Below are 17,978 nucleotides of genomic sequence, written 5' to 3'. Positions count from 1 at the left end.
GGGAACCTCAGCGCAGCGCGCGTATGGTCAGGTCGACGATGTCGTGCAGGACCTCGATCCGGGCCTCGGTGCGCCCGAGCTCCCACAGTCCTTCCATGGAGACGTAGAGGTACCGGGCGAGGCTCACCGTCGGCCGTTCGGGCGCCACCTCGCCCTCGGTCTTGGCCCGGTCGAGGGCGGCCGCCATGAGATCTCTGGTGAGCCGCTGGTGCCGTTCGACGATGCGCGCGACCTCCTCGTCGCCCGGCAGCAACTCCATCGCCGTATTGGCGGTGAGGCATCCGCGACCGGTCACCGCCTCGCCGGCGATCCGCCGCAGGTAGACCCGCAGGCCTTCGAGTGGCGACCGGGTGGACTCGACGTCGGCGCGGGCCAGCTCCATCCGCCTGTCCACGTAGCGGTCGAGCGCGGTCACCAGGAGCCGGTGCTTGTCGCCGAACGCGCCGTAGAGGCTGCTCTTGTGCAGGCCGGTGGCGGTGAGCAGGTCCGACAGCGTGGTCGCGTGGTAGCCGCGGGCATGGAACTGCCCGGTGACGGCGTCGAGCGCCAGTTCTTCGTCGAACGCGCGCGGACGTCCGAGCCGCGCGGGTGCCTCGCTCATGGGTCCGACTTTAGAACCGTGCGGTCCAGAAGTCCAATCCGGTGCGGTCCGCGCCCGAGGAGCGGCGCGGCCCCGGCGGGTCACTTGGTCACGCGCTTCTCGATGACCTCGGCCGTGTAGTCGCGGAACGCGCCGCTGACCGGGCCGAGGTCCTTCTCCTGGGCGGTTGGGGTGTGACCGTCGCTGTAGGTGGCGAAGCTGAAGACGATGTAGCGCCCCCAGACGAGCCCCGCCGCGTAGCCGCCCGAGATGTCGGCCTTGTCGGCGCCGCTGCCCGCCGCGCCCGCCAGCCCGCGGAACCACACGGTCTTGGCGAGGTTCTTCTTCTTGTCGGCGGCGACGGCGGCCTCCCTGGTCGGGAACACCGCGATGCCGGTGGTCACGGCGTAGTGGTGCTTGGCGTCGACGTACGTCGCCCTGAGCACGCGGCTGCACCTCTGCTGCTTGAGCGCCTTGCCGAAGCTGCCGATCGCGACCTTCTGGCATTTGCCGGTGATGTCGACCTTGGCGCGTGTGTAGGCGCGGCCGCCCACCGTCACCCGCTGCTTGGCGAAGGCCTCCTTCACCGTGAGCTTCTTCGGGTCGGTCTTCTCGGAGTCGAGCACGCTGGCGGCGGTCGGCTGGTTCGACGGAAGCTCGGCGGGCTCGGACTGCTCGACGGTCACCGACGGAAGCGGGTTCGGCGGCGCCGCCACCTGCTTGGCGTCCCGGGTGACGGTGCGGTAGCCGAAGTAGGCCCCCGTACCGATGGCGGCGACCGCGACCGCGATGCCGGCGACGAGGACGACCTTCTTGCCCTTGCCCGGCGCCGCCGGCTTCGCGGCCGACCCCTGCTCGGCGGCCGCGGCGGCCTCCGGGGTGACGAACGGCGGGCGTTCGGGCACCGGTCCGGCGGCGGGGCGTTCGGCCGGGGGCCCGGAGGCCGGCCGCTCGCCCCCGAACGGCCCGCCAGGCGTGCTCGGGGAGGACGGCCCGGGAGCGGGTTGCACCCCGAACGGAGAGGACTCCATCGACTCGAGCGAGCGCGGCGCCGGCGGCAGCGGCGTGCCGGGCGCGCGAGCCGGCAGCAGCGCGGTGCCCGGAGCCTGGGCCGGAGGGTTCGGGGAGTCACCCGGCGTGGACGAGCCCCTGGGGTCCGCCGGGCCGGACGCGGCGCCGGCCTCGGGGTTCCGCCCGGGGAACGCCTCGCTCGTCATCGGCGCCGGCGGAAGCGGCGTACCCGGTGTGGGCTTGCCGGCGTGCGCCTTCGTGTCCGCCGCCGGGTTCGCGCCTTCCTTCGGTGCCGGGGCCGAGGAGGAGTAGGGAGGGGGCCCGGCCGGGGACGGGCGCTCGTCCGGCGGTGAGGCCGGGCCCGCCAGGTGCGGCAGGGTGACCGGCGCCGGGGGAAGGGGGGTGCCGGGCGGCGGCGGGGGAGGCAGGGAGGCGCCCGTCTGCGGCGCGGGACCGCTCTGGGGGCGGGGTACGGACGGCGCCCCGCCGCCGTCGGAAGCCGTGGAGGGCTCCGAGCGGGACGCCCCCTCGACGGGAGGCGTCTCGGGACCGGGAGCGGTGGCGGGCGTGGGCGGGCGCGGCGCCGGTACCGCCGGCGCCGGGACCGGCGGAGGCGACGGGGCGGGAACCACGGGCGCCGGCGCCGGAGCCGGCACGGGCGGTGCCGGGTGAGGAGCCGGGTCCTGCTCGGGAGACTGTGACGAGGTGGGAGGGTGCGGGATCGTCCCTTCCCCAGGGGTGGTCTCCCCGGTCGGCGTCGGCCGTCGTCCCGGCTCGTCACCGGCCGGCGCGTCGTGCGGCTGTACGGCGGTGGGGCCGGACTGCTCGGAGGGCCCCGCGTCCGGGGAAGGCGGCCAGACGGGGATGTTGACGTGGTGCCGCTCCTGCGGCCCGGTCTCCTCCGATCGCTCCCGGGGATTCTGCGGAGCGGGCCAGGGGTGGTACTGGGTGGGCGACGGGTCCTGGGGCGCCTGCCAGGGCTGCTGAGGGGCGGAGACGGCGTCCTGGGGGGTCTGAAGGCCGGGCCCGGCCGGGGGAGCGGCCCACCTGTTCTGCGGCGCGGAGGCCGGGTTCTGGGGAGGCGTCCACGGGGGAGGCGGGACGAGGCCCTGCGGCGCGGGCGTCCATGGCTGCTGGGGGGCGGATGCCGTGGGCTCCGGGGGGACCCAGCCGTTCTGCGGCGCCGGAGCGGCGTCCTGCGGAGGCCGCCAGGAGGGCTGTGGGGCTGAGAGGGCGTCCTGCGGAGGCTGCCAAGGGGCCTGGGATGCCGGAGCCGCGTCCTGCGGAGGGGAGGAGGCGTCCTGGGGGGAGCGCCACATGGTGGGTGACGGATCGCCGCCCGGCGCGGCGGGAACGGTGTCCTGGGACCGGTACGACACCGCCGGGGGCGGGAACCACGGGCCGGTGGGCGGAGGGGCGGCCGCAGGCGCCTCGGGCGGCGGGACGACCGGCGCGGGCCAGGCGTGCATCTCTCCCGCCGGACCCTGCGGCTGCTGCTCCGCCGGAGGCGGCAGGAAGCCCTGTGCGGGCCAGGGGGCCATGACGGGGCCCGGAGCGTTCGTGGCCGGCTGGGCCTGCTCGATGAACCCGGGAGCCGTACCGGCGGGGGACGGCGAGGTGTCCTGTGGCCGGTAGGTGGCCGGCGGCGCACCGAGAGGGGCGGGAGAACCGGGCCCAGGAGCGGCGGAGGGAGGGGTCTGCGCGCTTTCCGAAGGCCGTCGTACCCGCTGGGTCTCCTCGGGGTTCTGGGAGGAGAGGGACTCGGCGGTGATCGGCTGTGCGTCGTCAGTGCCGGGCGACTGGGGGGAGACGGGCCCCGGCGGCGAGGCGGGAGCGTCCTGCGGCGACGCGAGGGGGCCCGGGGCGCCCGGCGGGTGGCCCGACCCGGTGGGGGAGGCGCCCGGGGGCTGGGGGAGGTCGGGGTCGCGGAACCAGTCGTACTCGCTGGAGAAACGCCCGGAGGACGCCCACCCGTCGAGGCCGGCGGCCTCGGGGTGTTGTGGCTGGTCCGCGGACGGGTCACGGAACCGCGCCGGGTCCCCGGTGGGGGCGGCGTTCGTCGTGCTCTGCTCGGTCCGGGGCACGTGGGGGTGCGCCTGTCCGAAGCTCGGGGGTGGCATTGCCGGAGCCCCCGAGCTCTCGGTGTCGCGTTCGTGCTCGGATCGGGAATCCTGGCCACGCATACGCGGAAGCGTATCCACAGTCGGACTTCGGAGTACCGCTATGGGCGTTTCCCGGTCTCGCTCGACACATCTTTGTAGCGCTATGTGCGCTTGTGAGCTCTTCGGTGTCAGTTGCTTCGTGCGCCGGTGAGCGCGCGGGTGTCCAGGGCGGTGAAGACCGTGTTCTCGGTGATGCCGACGGCCGCGCGGTTCAGCTGCTTCAGCTCGGCCTTCGACGGCTTGTGCCCGTCCTTGTACTGGAACCACAGCATGACCAGGTAGTGCCCCTGTGGCCAGGCGGTGGCGAAGGAGTCGCCGGCGCCCCCGAGCATCTTGGTCGCCGAGTCCTTGCCCTGCAGCGGGCTGACGTAGTCCTTCAGCTCGCTTCCGCTGGCGGCCTTCTCGGCCTTCTTCACCGCCGCCACGTTCTTGAGGTTGGCCACGCCGACGGTGCCGATGAGCTTGCCGGCCCTGTCGCGGAAGCTGGCGCGCAGGAACTGCGTGCAGTCGCCGGCCTTGAGGGCCTTCTGGATGTCGGCGCCGTGGACGGCGTCCTTGCACTTCTTGTCGGAGCGCGACACGGTCATGTAGTACGGGCTGCCGTGCACGGTGACCTTCTTCTGGCCGAAGATCTCTTTCAGGGTGAGCGGCTGGGGGTCGGTCTTGCGCGAGGCCGCCAGGCCGTACTTGTCGCCGTTGCCACCCACCAGCGGCAGCGGAGCCGAGGCGTGGCCGGTCGGGCGCGCCGGGGAGGCGAGGTCGGCGGTGCCGCCGCTGCGGCTCATGACGACGACGGCCACGACCACCGCGACGATGAGGGCGAGGACGCCACCCGCGACGAAGATCGGGGCCCGCGACTGCCGGGGTGCGGGCTCGGGCTCGCTCCGCCGCCTCTCCGCCGGCGGCTTGGCCGAGGGCTCCTCGGTCTTCACGGCCTCGTCGTTCCCCGGGCCGGACGGCGTGGCGGCCGGCCCCTCACCGGCGTACGGACGGCCCGTCGTGCCCTCGGCGTACGGGTGGCCCGGCGTGCCCTCCGCGAAAGGACGGCCCGGCGTGCGCGAGCCCTCGAACGCCGGGCGTCCGAGGCCCTCGAAGGACGGCGACTGCCGCGTCTCGGAGCCCGAGGGGGGCTCGAAGGCCCCTCGCTGCGGCCCGGAGGGGCGGGCCTCCCCGTACGGCTCGAAGAGACCACGCGGCTGCTGCCGGGTTTCGGTGGCCGGGCCGGCCTGCCGTTCGGGAGCCTGGCCCCGCGACCAGAGATCGCCTCCGGAGGGGGCGCCCTGCGGTCGGCCCTGAGGCTCCTCGGCGCGTGACCAGGGGCGCTGGGTGGGGTCGCGGTCGTCGGAGCCCGGCCATGCCGGGGGTTCGGCGGCGTGCTCGTGCGGCTGCGCCTCCGGCCGGAGGTCACCTGCAGGCCGGCCGGTTTCGTACGGGCGGTAAGGCTGGCGGCGTGGCTGTCGATCCCCGGGGTAACCCATGCGCCGAGACTAGCCCGGCGGCGTGACATGACAGGTCAGGAATAACCGAAATCCTGAGTCCACCAAGTGTCGCCGGAACCGTAGGCGACGCCCACCCCGACGGTCCTGATCTGGCAGTTCAGGATGTTCCGGCGATGTCCCGGATTCGACATCCAGCCTCTGACGGCTTCCTCCGCGGACTGGTAGCCGCGGGCGATGTTCTCGGCGGCGCTGTTGGCGTATCCGGCGCGGGCCATGCGGTCCCAGGGGCTCTGGCCGCCCGGAGAGGTGTGTCCGAAATAGTCGCGGGTGGCCATGTCGAGACTGTGCTGCCGCGCCGCGCGGGCCAGGCGGGGGTCGACCCGCAGCGGCCCACACCCCCGCTTGACGCGTTCCTGGTTGGTGAGGCGGACCGCCGCCGCCTCCAGCTGGGCGGCGGGAGGGCCGTCCTGGGCGCCCCCGCTGTCGTCGGGCCCGGCCTCGTCCGGGCCGACCGCCGCGCCGACGGTGGTGCCGGCCGAGGTGTCCGACCCCGAGCCGTCGATGATGTCGCGCCGCTTGGTGGCCGTGGGCGTGGGCTCCGGCCGCACCCGCGCGGTGCCGGGGCGCGCGCTGGGCCGCGCGACGTGGCCGAGCTCGGGCAGGTCGGTCGCGGCCGCCTGGCTGGACGCCCTCGGGGCGGCGAGCATCTGGCGAGGTGAGGCGGGAGGAGGGCCGGTGCTGAGGTAGAGCTCGTCGGTGGTGTGGTGGGAGGCGTCGAGCCGCGAGATCACGACGGCGGCCAGCAGGGCCGCCGTGAGGCACGCCAACAGACCCACGTGGGCCCGCCGACGGGGGGACCGCTGGGTGTGCCTGTTGTTAGGGGGCTGACACATACCGCTGTCAAATATAGGGAGATCGGCTCATGTTAAAGAAGAGACGAAAGAGACCGGTTTTCGTTGAGGCATTGCTTCGATCGCCCAGTACACTGATGCCGCGGACCCGGTGGGAAGCTTCAGCGTCGGTGCCTTCATTTTGACCCACGCCTGTGACTACCGGTAGTCTGCTCATTTGTTGTGTGTGGATCGGTCCGTCGTGACCGATGCGCGGCGCTGTCCGGCGTCATCTCCCTGCTCGTGGAGACGGAAGGTCTGGGCTGTCGTGCGCCCGCCCACGACCTACCGAGAGATGTCAATCCGACAGAAGGCTTACCACCGTGCGCACGTTCACCCCTAAGGCCACCGACGTACAGCGTCAGTGGTACGTCATCGACGCCACCGACGTCGTGCTGGGTCGGCTGGCCACCCAGGTCGCGACGCTGCTCCGCGGTAAGCACAAGCCGATCTTCGCGCCGCACGTCGACACCGGTGACTTCGTCATCGTCATCAACGCCGACAAGGTGGCCCTGACCGGCAACAAGCTGGAGCAGAAGAAGGCGTACCGCCACTCGGGCTACCCGGGCGGTCTGCGCTCCGTGACCTACAGCGAGCTGCTCGAGAAGCGGCCGGAACGGGCCGTGGAGAAGGCCGTGAAGGGCATGCTCCCGAAGAACTCCCTCGGCCGGAAGATGGCCAAGAAGCTCAAGGTCTACGCCGGTTCCGAGCACCCGCACCAGGCTCAGCAGCCGGTGCCGTTCGAGATCACCCAGGTCGCCCAGTAGTAGCACCGTTGGCCGACGGCTGACGCCAAGATCGAAAGTTAGAGGAGAACCGTGGCCGAGCCCACCGGTGTCGAGACGCCCTTCGAGGGTGAGCTGGACATTGCGGACCACTCCGAGGAGTTCCCGTCCGAATACACCAGCGAATCCGCTCCCAGCAGCGAGGTCGCCGCGCGTAAGCCCATCACCACGGGCAACTCGTACGGCACCGGCCGTCGCAAGGAAGCGATCGCCCGGGTACGCATCGTGCCCGGCACCGGCAAGTGGACCATCAACGGTCGCTCGCTGGACAACTACTTTCCGAACAAGGTCCACCAGCAGATCGTCAACGAGCCCTTCGTGACGCTCGGCGCCGAGGACCAGTTCGACGTCTACGCCCGCATCGACGGTGGCGGCGTGACCGGTCAGGCCGGTGCCCTGCGCATGGGCCTCGCCCGCGCGCTGACCGCGCTCGACACCGAGGTCAACCGCCCGCCGCTGAAGAAGGCCGGCTTCCTGACCCGTGACGCGAGGGTCAAGGAGCGGAAGAAGTACGGCCTCAAGAAGGCCCGTAAGGCTCCTCAGTACAGCAAGCGTTGACGGGCCGCCTTTTCGGCACCGACGGGGTTCGTGGGGTCGCGGGTCGCGACCTCACGGCCGAGCTCGCCATGGACCTCTCGGTCGCGGCGGCTCACGTCCTCGGCGATGCCGGCGCGTTCGAGTCGAGCGTCGGGCGGCGTGGCCGCCCGGTCGCCGTCGTGGGCCGGGACCCGCGTGCCTCGGGGGAATTCCTCGAGGCCGCCGTGGTCGCCGGCCTCGCGTCGTCCGGAGTGGACGTGCTGCGCCTCGGCGTGCTGCCCACCCCGGCCGTCGCCTACCTCACCTCGGCCCTCGGGGCCGACCTCGGCGTCATGCTGTCGGCGTCCCACAACCCCGCCCCGGACAACGGGATCAAGTTCTTCGCCCGGGGCGGCTTCAAGCTGCCCGATGCGGTCGAGAACGACATCGAGCAGCGGCTCGGCGAGAAGTGGAACCGCCCGGTGGGCGCAGCGGTCGGCCGCGTGCGCGACGCCTACGGTGAGGCCGACAGATACGTCTCCCACGTGCTGACCACGGTGCCGAACCGGCTCGACGGCCTGCGCGTGATCGTCGACTGCGCGCACGGCGCCGCGCACATGGTCGCCCCCGAGGCGCTGCTGCGCGCGGGCGCGGTCGTGGAGACGATCGGCGCCTCCCCCGACGGCCTCAACATCAACGAGGGCGTCGGGTCCACCCATCTGGACGCGCTGCGCGAGGCCGTCGTGGAGAGCGGGGCCGACGCCGGCGTCGCCTACGACGGAGACGCCGACCGCTGCCTGGCGGTGACGTCGTCCGGCGAGGTGGTCGACGGCGACCAGATCATGGCGGTCCTCGCGCTGGCCATGCATTCGGCCGGCACGCTCGCCGAGGACACCGTCGTCGCCACCATCATGTCCAACCTCGGCTTCAAGATCGCTTTGAAGAAGGCCGGGCTCACCATGGTGGAGACCGCCGTCGGCGACCGGTACGTCCTCGAGGCCATGAAGGCCGGGGGGTACAACCTGGGCGGCGAGCAGTCGGGCCACGTCGTGATGCTCGACCACGCCACCACCGGTGACGGCCTGCTCACCTCGCTGCACCTGCTGGCCGAGGTGGCCCGGTCCGGACAGTCCCTGGCCGACCTGGTGTCGGTGATGACGCGCCTTCCCCAGGTGCTGGTGAACGTCAAGGACGTCTCCAAGGCCAAGGCGGCGACCTCGCCGGAGCTGGCCGCGGCCGTGGCCGCCGCCGAGGAGTCCCTCGGCGACAGCGGACGGGTGGTCATCCGGCCGAGCGGCACAGAGCCGATGGTCCGGGTCATGGTCGAGGCGGAGTCCCAGGAGGAAGCCGAGCGCATCGCGGCCACGCTGGCCGAAGTGGTGCGCGCGACCTGCGCCTGAGAGCCGCACCGCCCGCGAACGAAGGCGGGGTCCACCTCATCGTGGGCTCCGCCTCTTTCTTTTCAGGCGCCGTCGGAATCGGTGGACCTTCCAGGTGATTTAGGGTGGCTGCTCGTGGTCCAGAGGCATAGGCACCAGCTGATAGCCGTCGTTTCGCTCGTCGTGGGCGCGCTGTCGACGTGGGTGCTCGCCGCCACCGGCACCGACGGCGATTTCTTCCGCTCGCTGGGGTACCCCTGGGTGTGCGCGGCGATCCTGCTCGGCGGGCTCGTGCTCGGGGTCCTGACCTCCGTCAAGGGGGCGGTGGCCACGCTGGTGCCGTTCACGGCGCCGCAACCGGTCGTGGCGCTGTGGCAGGGCATGCACGCCGACCCCGGCGGCAGCGGCCTGTGGGTGCTCGGATTCGCGGTCTCGACGCTGCTGATGGTGTTCTCGGTCGGCTGCGTGGCGATCGGCGTCACCGTGCGGCTGATGTTCCGCCGCTGAGGGGCCGGGCCCGGCTCACTCGTCGCCGGTCAGCGACAGCGAGCGCAGGCGCTGGCCCGCCCACACCACCGAGCCGACGGTCACGATGATCACCGCGGGGACGGCGAAGCCCATGCCGACCGATGCCTTGAAGAAGCCCGACGTGCTGACCTGCGCGGCGAAGGTCTGTGCCCACTGCTGAATCGAGAAGTTGCGCGCCCCCGGCACGTAGCCGCCGACGAGGTTCTCCCAGACCACCGCGTAGATGATGCCGATCGTCACCGCGTGCCGCGTGAGCACGCCGAGCAGCAGGAACACCGCGGCGTAGGCGACGCCGCCGATCAGGGCGCCGAGCGCGAACCCGGGCGCGATGCCGGCCTCGTCGCCGATGAGCAGGTACGCGGCGAGGAAGGTCGGCACGGCGGCGAAGACCACGAGCATCGACGCGGCCACGACGAACTTCGTGACGGCGATGACCGGCCGGGAGATCGGCTTGGACAGCAGGTGGATGATGGTGCCGTCGTCGATCTCGGGCGCGATCGTGCCCGTGCCGGCGATCAGGCCGAGCAGCGGCAGCATGGTGCCGATCGCGTAGACCTGCATGAGCTTGACGGCGGCGTTCTCGTCGGTGCTGCCGACGGCCCGCAGCAGTACGGCGAGGCCGATCAGCACGAGGGGGAGCAGGAGCAGCAGAAGCACCCTGCGGCGCCCCAGCACGGCGCGGTAGGTGATGCCGGCGACGACGGAGTTCATCGGGTGCTCCCGGAGATCAGGTAGGAGAAGACGCTTTCGAGGTCCTCGTCGGCGGGGGAGACCTGCCACACGCTCACCCCGGCGTCGCGGGCCACCCGGGGGAGCAGCCAGGTGAACCTGCCGTAGTCGAGGGCCTGCACCTCCAGGCCGGCCTCTCCGAGGGAGACGGCGCCGGAGGAGGGGTCGGCGATCAGGGCGGCGGCGAGGCGCCTGTCGTCGCTGGAGCGCACGTGGAACAGGTGGGGCCGGTCGGTCATGCGCCGGCGGATCTCGCGGAAGTCGCCGGAGGCGGCGTGCCGCCCCGCGACGAGCACCTCGATCTGCTGGGCGACCCGCTCGACCTCCTCCAGGATGTGGGAGCTGAACAGGATGGTGCGACCCTCGGAGCCCAGCCGCCTGACCAGGTCCATCAGATGGAGGCGCTGACGGGGGTCCATGCCGTTGAACGGCTCGTCCAGCAGCAGCACCCGCGGGTCGTGGACCAGCGCGGCGGCGACCTTCACGCGCTGGCGCATGCCTTTGGAGTAGGTCTCGACGCGGCGGTCCTTGGCGCTCTCCATCTCGACCATGGCCAGCGCCTTCGCGGCGGCGTCCTCGGGGGCCGGCAGACGGTGCAGGCGGGCGCTGGACAGCACGAACTGCCAGCCGGTGAGGAAGCCGTACACCGCTTCCCGCTCGGGGACCAGGCCGATGGAGCGGTAGATCTGGTGGTTGCGCCAGATCGGCTTGCCATCGAGCGTGGCCGTACCGGTGGAGGGCGAGAGGAACCCGGCCATCATGTGGAGCAGGGTGGACTTGCCGGCGCCGTTGGGGCCGAGCAGGCCGGTGACGCCGGGGCCGATCGTCATCGTGACGTCGTTGACGGCGACCACGTTGCCGTACCAGCGGGAGACCTGGCGGAGTTCGATGTTCACGACGCGGCCGCCTTGCGGTAGCGGAGGACGAGGGCGGACACGCACACGGCGACGACCGCGACCACGGCGAGCGCGGCGATCGGGCCGCCGATCCCCGGCGGGTAGTCGCCGCCGTTGTTCGGGGTGGTGCCGAAGAGCCACACCTGCACGGCGTCCACGAGGAAGAACGGGTTGATCAGCCAGGCCCAGGCCGCGGCGGAGTCGCGGCTCACCGACATCAGCACCCCCGCCATGACCGCGGACACGGCCGACGACAGCAGGTAGACGGCGATGACCGAGGCCACGCCGAGCCCGCGTCTGGGCGTGAACGACGCCAGCGCGACCCCGACGGACGCCAGCAGCACCGCGTAGATCACCGAGGTGGCCAGCGCGGCCAGGTAGTCGCCGGTGTGCGGGGGGCCCGGCGGGTCGACGACCAGCTCGCCCACGTACAGCGTGGTGAGCGGCACGGCGATCAGCAGGAAGACGGCGATCGCCATGGCCGAGAGCTTGGCGGCGACGTAGTCGGCCGACGTCGACGGCCGGGACAGGTACAGCGGGAGCACCCGGAAGCGGAGGTCGGGCGCGACGAGGTAGGGCGACTGGGCGGCCAGGAAGACCGCGAGCACGGCCTGCATCGTGACGGCGTACGCCGGGTAGGGGATGCCGGGCCGCTTGATCAACGCCATGATCGCGATCGACACCACCGCGGGCAGCATCATGGTCCCGGCCAGCAGGAACGGCATGATCTTCGCGCGCGCCGGGCGGCCCAGGCCGTACACGCCGCGCAGGCTGTGGACGGTGAGCGCCGTGAAGGCGTGCCCCCGGCCGAGGCGCCGGCCGTCGTAGTGCCGGTAGCCGATGTCGTGGATGACGCCGGTGGGCGCCGGTACGGTCTCAGACACCGGCGGCCTCCTCCCTGAAGACGTCCTCGATGCGGTGGCGGCCCTGTTCGAGCCGGACGAGGGACAGGTCGAGGTCGCACACGGCGTCGCGGACGGCGTCGAAGGTGGCCGGAGAGGCGACCTCGACCGTGAGCAGGCGTCCGTGCAGTGCGACCTGCTGGCCCGTCGACGTGAGGGCCTCGGCGAGCCGCTCCTGGCCCTCCTCGACCTCGACGGTGATGGACTGCGTGGCCTGGGTGAACTCGCCGATGGACGACGAGCGGAGCAGGCGCCCCCCGTCGATCACGATGACGTGGTCGCAGACGCGCTCCAGCTCCCCGAGCAGGTGGGAGGTGACCACCACGCTGATGCCGAACTCGCCGCCGATGCGCCGGATGAGGGCCAGCATGTCGTCGCGGCCCTGCGGGTCGAGGCCGTTGGTGGGCTCGTCGAGGAAGACGGCCTTGGGGTCGTGCACCAGGGCCTGGGCGAGCTTCACCCGCTGCCGCATGCCGGTGGAGTAGCCCCCGATGGGGCGGTAGCGCTCCTCATGCAGCCCGACGTGGCGCAGGGTGTCGGCGGCGCGCTCGCGGGCGGCGCCGCGCGGCAGGCCGGACATCTGGGCCATGTGGACGGTGAACTCGGTCGCCGACATGTCGGGCGGCAGGCAGTCGTGCTCGGGCATGTAGCCGACGGCACGCCGGATGTCGAGGGCCTGCGTGGCGGGGTCCATGCCGAGGACGGTGGCCCTGCCCTCCGTCGGCGGCAGCAGCCCGAGCAGGATCTTGATGAGCGTGGACTTCCCCGCGCCGTTGGCGCCGACCAGGCCGGTGACGCCCGGCCCCGCACTGACGGTGAGACGGTCGAGGGCCGTCACCCGGGGAAAGCGCTTGGTGAGTCCCTCGGTGGCGAGGATGGTCATGACCGGACACTATCCAAGTGCGCGGTGAGGATTCCTCGGCCGGACGGAGGAGTTCGAGCCTCGTCCGCAGGGCGGGGAGCCCTGGGGATCAGTCAGGGGCGTTCACAGGCGTGGCCGGGCACGCAGAGGGGACGGCGTGGCGAGCCGCAGGCCGTACCTGGACCAGAAGAACTTCTGCAGGAGCAGCGTGACCGTTCCGGCGATCACCATGCCGGTGATGTTCACCGCGAGCTGCGCGACGGAGCCGGCCACGTCCCCCCAATCGCCGAGCGCGACGGCCACCGCGGCGTAACCGGCGGCCGGGACGGTGGTGACCGAGATGAAGACGCCGACCAGCGCCGACGACTTGCCGGCGGTGACGGACAGCACCCCGGCGGCCCCGGCGAGCAGCGCCACGATGAACGACCACCGGTCGGGCTTGACGATGAAGTCGACCTCGGTGTGCCCGCTTAGGCCGGCCGGCGAGATCCAGCCGAGGCCGCGCGAGACCAGCGCGCACGCGACGGTGACCGCGATGGCGATCAGGAACCCCACGGCCAGGGTGCGGGCCGCCGAGACGATCAGCCGCCAGTCGAGGCGCAGCAGGCCGAAGCAGATCGCCGCGACCGCCCCGAACTCGGGCCCGAGGACCATCGCGCCGACGATCAGGATGATCGACGGGATGAGCACGCCGATCGCCGCGATCTGGGTGGCGATCGCGAGGAACGCCAGGAACGCCCAGCTCAGCCGGGAGTCGCCGGACACCTGCCTCGAGAGCTCCTCCCAGACGACCGCGTCGTCGGGCGCGCCGGGGGCCTCCGCCTCGGCCTTCTCGGCCACCTCGGACATCGACAGGTCGACCCGCTCGACGGCGATCGACCCTTCCCGCGTGATGCCGAGATCCTTCAGCCGCTCGAAGACCTCGCTGGCGACCTCCCTGGCCACGTCGAACAGCACGACGTCGCCCTCGGGACGCCGCGCCGCCCCGGGGAGCACGACGACGTTGGTGACCCCGGGCGCGTCGGCGAGCAGGTCGACCACCTGGGAGCTGCGGTCGGACGGGGAGATCACCCGCGAGTGCAACATGATCGAAGCTTAAGTACGGCGCAGGCGGACACGGCGGACGGCGTGGTCGGGGCCCTTGTGGAGGACGAGACCGGCGCGGCCGCGGGTCGGGGCGATGTTCTCGACGAGGTTGCGCTCGTTGACGTCACGCCAGACGTCCCTGGCGAAGCGCGTGGCCTCCTCCTCCGACAGCTCGGCGATGTAGGCGAAGTACGACTTGGGATCGGCGAAGGCCGTGCGCCGCAGCTTGTGGAAGCGGTCGACGTACCACGAGCGGATGTCCTCCACCTTGGCGTCGACGTAGATCGAGAAGTCGAAGTAGTCGTTGACGGCGAGGGCCGTCGGGGGAGCGGGCTGCAGGACGTTCAGGCCTTCGACGATGAGGATGTCGGGCCGCCGCACGGTCTGCACGGCCCCCGGCACGATGTCGTACTCCAGATGGCTGTAGACGGGCGCGTGCACCTCGGGGACGCCGGCCTTGACGTCGGCGACGAAGCGGACCAGAGCCCGGCGGTCGTAGCTTTCGGGGAAGCCCTTGCGGTGCGAGATGCCGCGCTCCTCCAGCACCTTGTTGGGGTACAGGAAGGAGTCGGTCGTGATCAGGTCGACCCGGGGGTGCTCCGGCCAGCGCGCGAGCAGCGTGTGCAGCAGCCGGGCCGTGGTCGACTTGCCGACGGCGACGCTGCCGGCGATGCCGAGGATGTACGGCGGAGGCTCGTGCTGGTCGCCGAGGAAGGTGTTCACCGCCGCGCTGCGCTGGCGGGCGCCGGTGAAGTGCAGGTTGAGAAGCCGGGTCAGCGGAAGATAGATGTCGGTGACCTCGACCAGGTCGATCGGGTCGTCGACGCCGCGTAGCTCCTCGAGCTCTTCGGCCGTCAGGGTGAGAGGCGTGTTCTTGCGCAGGTCCCGCCACTGCTCGCGGTCGAGCTCCACGTATGCGTGAGATGCCTCCATGGGCGCAAACTCTACTGACGGCGGCGCGGGCGATCGCCGCGGGGCCTGTGTGAGGCGGGAGGGCTGATTCGTGATCATCGGCATCGGTGTGGACGTCGTCGACATCGCACGCCTGCAGGCGACGCTGCAGCGCACCCCGAAGCTGCGGGAGCGGGTGTTCACCGACGCCGAGAGGGGTCTGCCCGCCGCGTCCCTCGCCGCGCGGTTCGCCGCCAAGGAGGCCGTCGCCAAGGCCCTCGGCGCGCCGCCCGGCCTGGCGCACCGGGAGGCCGAGATCACCGCGGGCCCGCACGGCCGTCCCGTCCTCGCCGTGAGCGGCCGGGCGGCGGAGGTGGCGGCCGAGCTGGGCGTCAGGCGCTGGCACGTCTCCCTCAGCCACGACGGCGGGCTCGCGATCGCGTACGTGATCGCCGAAGGCTGACGCCTCGGGGCGTACGCCTGTTTTCCGCACGAGCCCGAATCTCCCTGGTCGGTTCAGTGATCACCGCAGGTCATTGAGGGCGATGTGCGGAAAATGGGCGTTGGCGGGTGGCTTCTCGCCGGAGATCGGGGAGGGCTAGATTCGGTGGAATGCTGACCGCGTACACCTCCGACGAGATCAGGGCGGCCGAACGGGAGCTCATGGCGCTCCTCCCCGAGGGCACGCTCATGCGGCGGGCCGCGACCGGGCTCGCCGTGGCCTGCGCGAACGTGCTTCCCCGGGTGTACGGCTCACGCGTCGTCCTGCTGGTCGGCAGCGGCGACAACGGCGGCGACGCGCTGTACGCCGGGGCGCTGCTGGCCCGCCGGGGCGCGCGGGTGCATGCGATCCTCGCCGGGCGGAAGACCCACGAGGGCGGCCTGGCCGAGCTGCGGCGCGCCGGAGGCAGGACCCTGGACGCGAAGGACGCCGAGGACGGGGTGGCCGAGGCCCTGGTCGGCGCGGCGGACGTCGTCGTCGACGGTCTGGTGGGCATCGGCGGCTCGGGGGCGCTGCGCGAGCCGTACGCCACGCTGGCCGGGCTCACCGCGGACGCGCCCGGTGTGGTCGTGGCCGTCGACGTGCCGAGCGGGGTGGACGCGAGCACCGGTGAGGTCGCCGGCGAGGCGGTCGAGGCCCACATCACCGTGACGTTCGGGGCGGTCAAGGCGGGCCTGCTGATCGACCCGGGGGCGGGCCGTGTCGGCACCCTGCGGCCGGTGGACATCGGGCTCGGCCCGCACCTTCCCGGCCCCGGCGTCACCGCCCTCACCGGCGCCGACGTCGGCCGGATGCTGCCCCGGCCCGCCGCCGAGTCCAACAAGTACCGCAGGGGCGTGGTCGGCGTCGTCGCGGGCAGCGACCGCTTCACGGGCGCGGCCGTGCTGGCCGTCGGCGGCGCCGTACGGGCCGGCGCCGGGCTGGTGCGCTTCGCGAGCGCGGCCGAGGCCGTCCAGCAGGTGCGCGCCAGGTGGCCGGAGGCCGTGACGAAGATCATCAGCCCTGAGGAGGGCGTTCGTGAGGTCGGCCGGGTCCAGGCCTGGGTCCTCGGGCCGGGCATGGGCACCGACGACGACGCGCACGCGATCGCCGCGTCCGTGCTCGGAAGCGACGTGCCGGTGCTGGTCGACGCCGACGGGCTCACACTGGCGGCCCGGGACCGCTCGCTCCTTCGCCGCTCCGCGCCCACGCTGATCACCCCGCACGCGGGGGAGCTCGGCCGTCTGCTCGGCGTCCCCGCCGACGACATCGAGGCGCGCAGGCTCCACCACGCGCGGCTCGCCGCGGCCGAGCTCGGGGTGACGGTTCTGCTGAAGGGGTCGACTACCCTGGTCGCAGAGGAGGGCAGGCCGGTCCGCGTGAACGTCACGGGCACTCCCTGGCTGGCGACGGGCGGCACGGGCGACGTGCTCGCCGGAGTCGCCGGAGCCTTTCTCGCGGGGGGTTTGAGCTGCTATGACGCCGCCTCGTGCGCAGCCCACGTGCATGGCCTCGCGGCCCGGCTGGCCGCGGCCGGCCCCGAGGGCCGGGAGGCGCCCATCGCCGCCCTCGACGTGGCGCTGGAGCTCCCGGAGGCGCTCCGCTCGCTGGGGAGCGTCTGAAACGTGCCGTGGTCCCAGACCGGCGGAACAGGCCCGAGTCCGGTGCCCGGCTGCGAGACTGAGAGGGTGAGCTTCCCCATCCACGGTTCCCTCGTCACTCCGGCCGAGGCCCGAGTCGACCTCACAGCGTTCAAGGACAACATCGCGCTGCTCCGGGGGCATGCCCCGGGGGCCGAGATGATGGTGGCCGTCAAGGCCGACGCCTACGGCCACGGCCTGGTGGCCTGCGGGCGGGCCGCCCTGGAGGCCGGCGCGTCGCGCCTGGGAACGGCCTACATCCGGGAGGCCCTCGACCTGCGGGCGGCGGGCGTGACGGCGCCGGTGCTGTCCTGGATCATCACTCCCGGCGAGCCGATCGGCGACGCCGTCGCCGCCGGCGTCGAGCTGTCGGCGGGGGCCCCGTGGCTGATCGACGACATCGCCGCCGCCGCCCGCCGCACCGGACGCACCGCCCGCGTCCACCTCAAGATCGACACCGGCATCAGCCGGGGCGGCGCCACCCCCGCCGACTGGCCGTCGCTCGTCGACCGCGCGCTCGCCGCCCAGGCCGAGGGCACGATCGAGATCGCCGGGCTGTGGTCCCACTTCGCCTGCAGCGACATTCCCGGGCACCCCTCGATCACCCGCCAGCTGGCCCTGTTCGACGAGGCCCTCCTGGTGGCCGACAAGGCCGGGGTGAACGGCTCCGGCGTCGTACGCCACATCGCCAACTCGGCCGCCACGCTGACGCTGCCGCAGGCGCGCTACGACATGGTGCGGTGCGGCATCGCGACGTACGGCCTGAGCCCGATCCCCGAGATGGGCGACTTCGGCCTGCGGCCCGCGATGACCCTGACCGCGCGCGTCGCGATGGTGAAGCGGGTCCCGGCCGGCACCGGCGTCTCCTACGGCCACCTGTACACCACCGAGCGCGAGACCACGCTGGCACAGATCCCGCTCGGGTACGCCGACGGCATCATGCGCAGCGCCACCAACCGCATGGAGGTCCTCGTGGCGGGGCGGCGGCGCACGATCGCGGGACGGGTCTGCATGGACCAGTTCGTGCTGGACGTCGAGGACGACCCGGTGCGCGAGGGCGACGAGGTCGTGCTGTTCGGGCCGGGCACCGACGGCGAGCCGACCGCGCAGGAGTGGGCCGATTCCCTCGGCACGATCACGCATGAGATCGTGACCAGGATTGGTTCACGCGTGCCGCGCGTTTACCGGTAAGGAGGTTCGC

General features: G+C 72.5%; 17 protein-coding genes. 7 read left to right on the top strand and 10 right to left on the bottom strand.

The window, feature by feature from the left end:
• Window positions 1-7: 7 nt before the first annotated feature.
• The 4 genes from KIK05_RS33700 to KIK05_RS33685 form a co-directional block, all read right to left on the bottom strand.
• Window positions 8-601, bottom strand: a complete 594-nt coding sequence (locus KIK05_RS33700) for a TetR/AcrR family transcriptional regulator (protein ID WP_214414896.1) — start codon at window positions 599-601, stop codon at window positions 8-10.
• Between the two features lie 80 nt (window positions 602-681).
• On the bottom strand, window positions 682-3,774 hold the full coding sequence (locus KIK05_RS33695; protein WP_214414895.1) for a hypothetical protein: 3,093 nt from the start codon (window positions 3,772-3,774) through the stop codon (window positions 682-684).
• Between the two features lie 107 nt (window positions 3,775-3,881).
• Complete coding sequence (locus KIK05_RS33690; protein ID WP_214414894.1) at window positions 3,882-5,231, bottom strand: hypothetical protein; 1,350 nt, start codon at window positions 5,229-5,231, stop codon at window positions 3,882-3,884.
• A 35-nt stretch (window positions 5,232-5,266) separates the two neighbouring features.
• Window positions 5,267-6,028: a CAP domain-containing protein gene (locus tag KIK05_RS33685; protein WP_214414893.1), complete on the bottom strand. Its 762-nt coding sequence runs from the start codon at window positions 6,026-6,028 to the stop codon at window positions 5,267-5,269.
• A 377-nt stretch (window positions 6,029-6,405) separates the two neighbouring features.
• On the opposite strand from KIK05_RS33685, the gene rplM reads away from it, so the two are divergent.
• From rplM to KIK05_RS33665, 4 genes are all read left to right on the top strand, one after another.
• The gene (gene rplM, locus KIK05_RS33680) at window positions 6,406-6,849 is read left to right on the top strand and encodes a 50S ribosomal protein L13 (RefSeq protein WP_214414892.1); all 444 of its coding nucleotides are present in this window, start codon (window positions 6,406-6,408) and stop codon (window positions 6,847-6,849) included.
• 51 nt (window positions 6,850-6,900) lie between these two features.
• Window positions 6,901-7,425, top strand: coding sequence for a 30S ribosomal protein S9 (gene rpsI, locus KIK05_RS33675; RefSeq protein ID WP_214414891.1), 525 nt, complete (start codon window positions 6,901-6,903; stop codon window positions 7,423-7,425).
• On the top strand, window positions 7,422-8,783 hold the full coding sequence (gene glmM, locus KIK05_RS33670) for a phosphoglucosamine mutase (RefSeq protein ID WP_214414890.1): 1,362 nt from the start codon (window positions 7,422-7,424) through the stop codon (window positions 8,781-8,783). Before rpsI ends, glmM begins: the two co-directional genes overlap by 4 nt.
• 114 nt (window positions 8,784-8,897) lie before the next feature.
• Window positions 8,898-9,269, top strand: coding sequence for a hypothetical protein (locus KIK05_RS33665; RefSeq protein ID WP_214414889.1), 372 nt, complete (start codon window positions 8,898-8,900; stop codon window positions 9,267-9,269).
• A gap of 15 nt (window positions 9,270-9,284) precedes the next feature.
• Here the strand turns inward: KIK05_RS33665 and KIK05_RS33660 are convergent, their stop codons facing one another.
• From KIK05_RS33660 to coaA, 6 genes are all read right to left on the bottom strand, one after another.
• Window positions 9,285-10,001: an ABC transporter permease gene (locus KIK05_RS33660; protein ID WP_214414888.1), complete on the bottom strand. Its 717-nt coding sequence runs from the start codon at window positions 9,999-10,001 to the stop codon at window positions 9,285-9,287.
• Window positions 9,998-10,915 carry an ABC transporter ATP-binding protein gene (locus tag KIK05_RS33655; RefSeq protein WP_214414887.1) on the bottom strand — a complete coding sequence of 306 codons (918 nt, stop codon included), beginning with the start codon at window positions 10,913-10,915 and terminating at the stop codon, window positions 9,998-10,000. Before KIK05_RS33655 ends, KIK05_RS33660 begins: the two co-directional genes overlap by 4 nt.
• Window positions 10,912-11,799, bottom strand: a complete 888-nt coding sequence (locus tag KIK05_RS33650; RefSeq protein WP_214414886.1) for an ABC transporter permease — start codon at window positions 11,797-11,799, stop codon at window positions 10,912-10,914. The genes KIK05_RS33655 and KIK05_RS33650 overlap by 4 nt, the downstream gene beginning before the upstream one ends.
• Window positions 11,792-12,700 carry an ABC transporter ATP-binding protein gene (locus KIK05_RS33645; protein ID WP_214414885.1) on the bottom strand — a complete coding sequence of 303 codons (909 nt, stop codon included), beginning with the start codon at window positions 12,698-12,700 and terminating at the stop codon, window positions 11,792-11,794. Before KIK05_RS33645 ends, KIK05_RS33650 begins: the two co-directional genes overlap by 8 nt.
• Window positions 12,701-12,802: 102 nt before the next feature.
• Window positions 12,803-13,765, bottom strand: a complete 963-nt coding sequence (locus tag KIK05_RS33640; RefSeq protein ID WP_214414884.1) for a DUF389 domain-containing protein — start codon at window positions 13,763-13,765, stop codon at window positions 12,803-12,805.
• A gap of 9 nt (window positions 13,766-13,774) precedes the next feature.
• Window positions 13,775-14,677, bottom strand: a complete 903-nt coding sequence (gene coaA, locus KIK05_RS33635) for a type I pantothenate kinase (protein WP_214414986.1) — start codon at window positions 14,675-14,677, stop codon at window positions 13,775-13,777.
• A gap of 91 nt (window positions 14,678-14,768) precedes the next feature.
• Between coaA and KIK05_RS33630 the strand changes: the two genes are divergently transcribed.
• From KIK05_RS33630 to alr, 3 genes are all read left to right on the top strand, one after another.
• Window positions 14,769-15,119 (top strand): holo-ACP synthase, encoded by a 351-nt coding sequence (locus KIK05_RS33630; protein ID WP_214414883.1) that lies wholly within the window; start codon window positions 14,769-14,771, stop codon window positions 15,117-15,119.
• 149 nt (window positions 15,120-15,268) lie between these two features.
• Window positions 15,269-16,759, top strand: a complete 1,491-nt coding sequence (locus KIK05_RS33625; RefSeq protein WP_214414882.1) for an NAD(P)H-hydrate dehydratase — start codon at window positions 15,269-15,271, stop codon at window positions 16,757-16,759.
• Window positions 16,760-16,825: 66 nt separating this feature from the next.
• A complete protein-coding gene (alr, locus tag KIK05_RS33620; RefSeq protein WP_308250212.1) occupies window positions 16,826-17,968 on the top strand; it encodes an alanine racemase in 1,143 nt (380 codons plus the stop codon).
• Window positions 17,969-17,978 lie beyond the last annotated feature (10 nt).

The organism is Sphaerisporangium fuscum (genome assembly GCF_018531465.1).
In the GTDB taxonomy this organism is placed as follows: Bacteria; Actinomycetota; Actinomycetes; order Streptosporangiales; family Streptosporangiaceae; genus Sphaerisporangium; species Sphaerisporangium fuscum.
The sequence above is the reverse complement of the archived record's forward strand: the minus strand, read 5'-3'. Positions and strand labels throughout refer to the sequence as shown.

What these genes read in the sequence shown, in the direction of transcription:
- KIK05_RS33700 (WP_214414896.1), bottom strand. Translation starts at nt 601, where the DNA reads ATGAGCGAGGCACCCGCGCGGCTCGGACGTCCGCGCGCGTTCGACGAA.
- KIK05_RS33695 (WP_214414895.1), bottom strand. Translation starts at nt 3,774, where the DNA reads ATGCGTGGCCAGGATTCCCGATCCGAGCACGAACGCGACACCGAGAGC.
- KIK05_RS33690 (WP_214414894.1), bottom strand. Translation starts at nt 5,231, where the DNA reads ATGGGTTACCCCGGGGATCGACAGCCACGCCGCCAGCCTTACCGCCCG.
- KIK05_RS33660 (WP_214414888.1), bottom strand. Translation starts at nt 10,001, where the DNA reads ATGAACTCCGTCGTCGCCGGCATCACCTACCGCGCCGTGCTGGGGCGC.
- KIK05_RS33645 (WP_214414885.1), bottom strand. Translation starts at nt 12,700, where the DNA reads ATGACCATCCTCGCCACCGAGGGACTCACCAAGCGCTTTCCCCGGGTG.
- KIK05_RS33640 (WP_214414884.1), bottom strand. Translation starts at nt 13,765, where the DNA reads ATGTTGCACTCGCGGGTGATCTCCCCGTCCGACCGCAGCTCCCAGGTG.
- KIK05_RS33625 (WP_214414882.1), top strand. Translation starts at nt 15,269, where the DNA reads ATGCTGACCGCGTACACCTCCGACGAGATCAGGGCGGCCGAACGGGAG.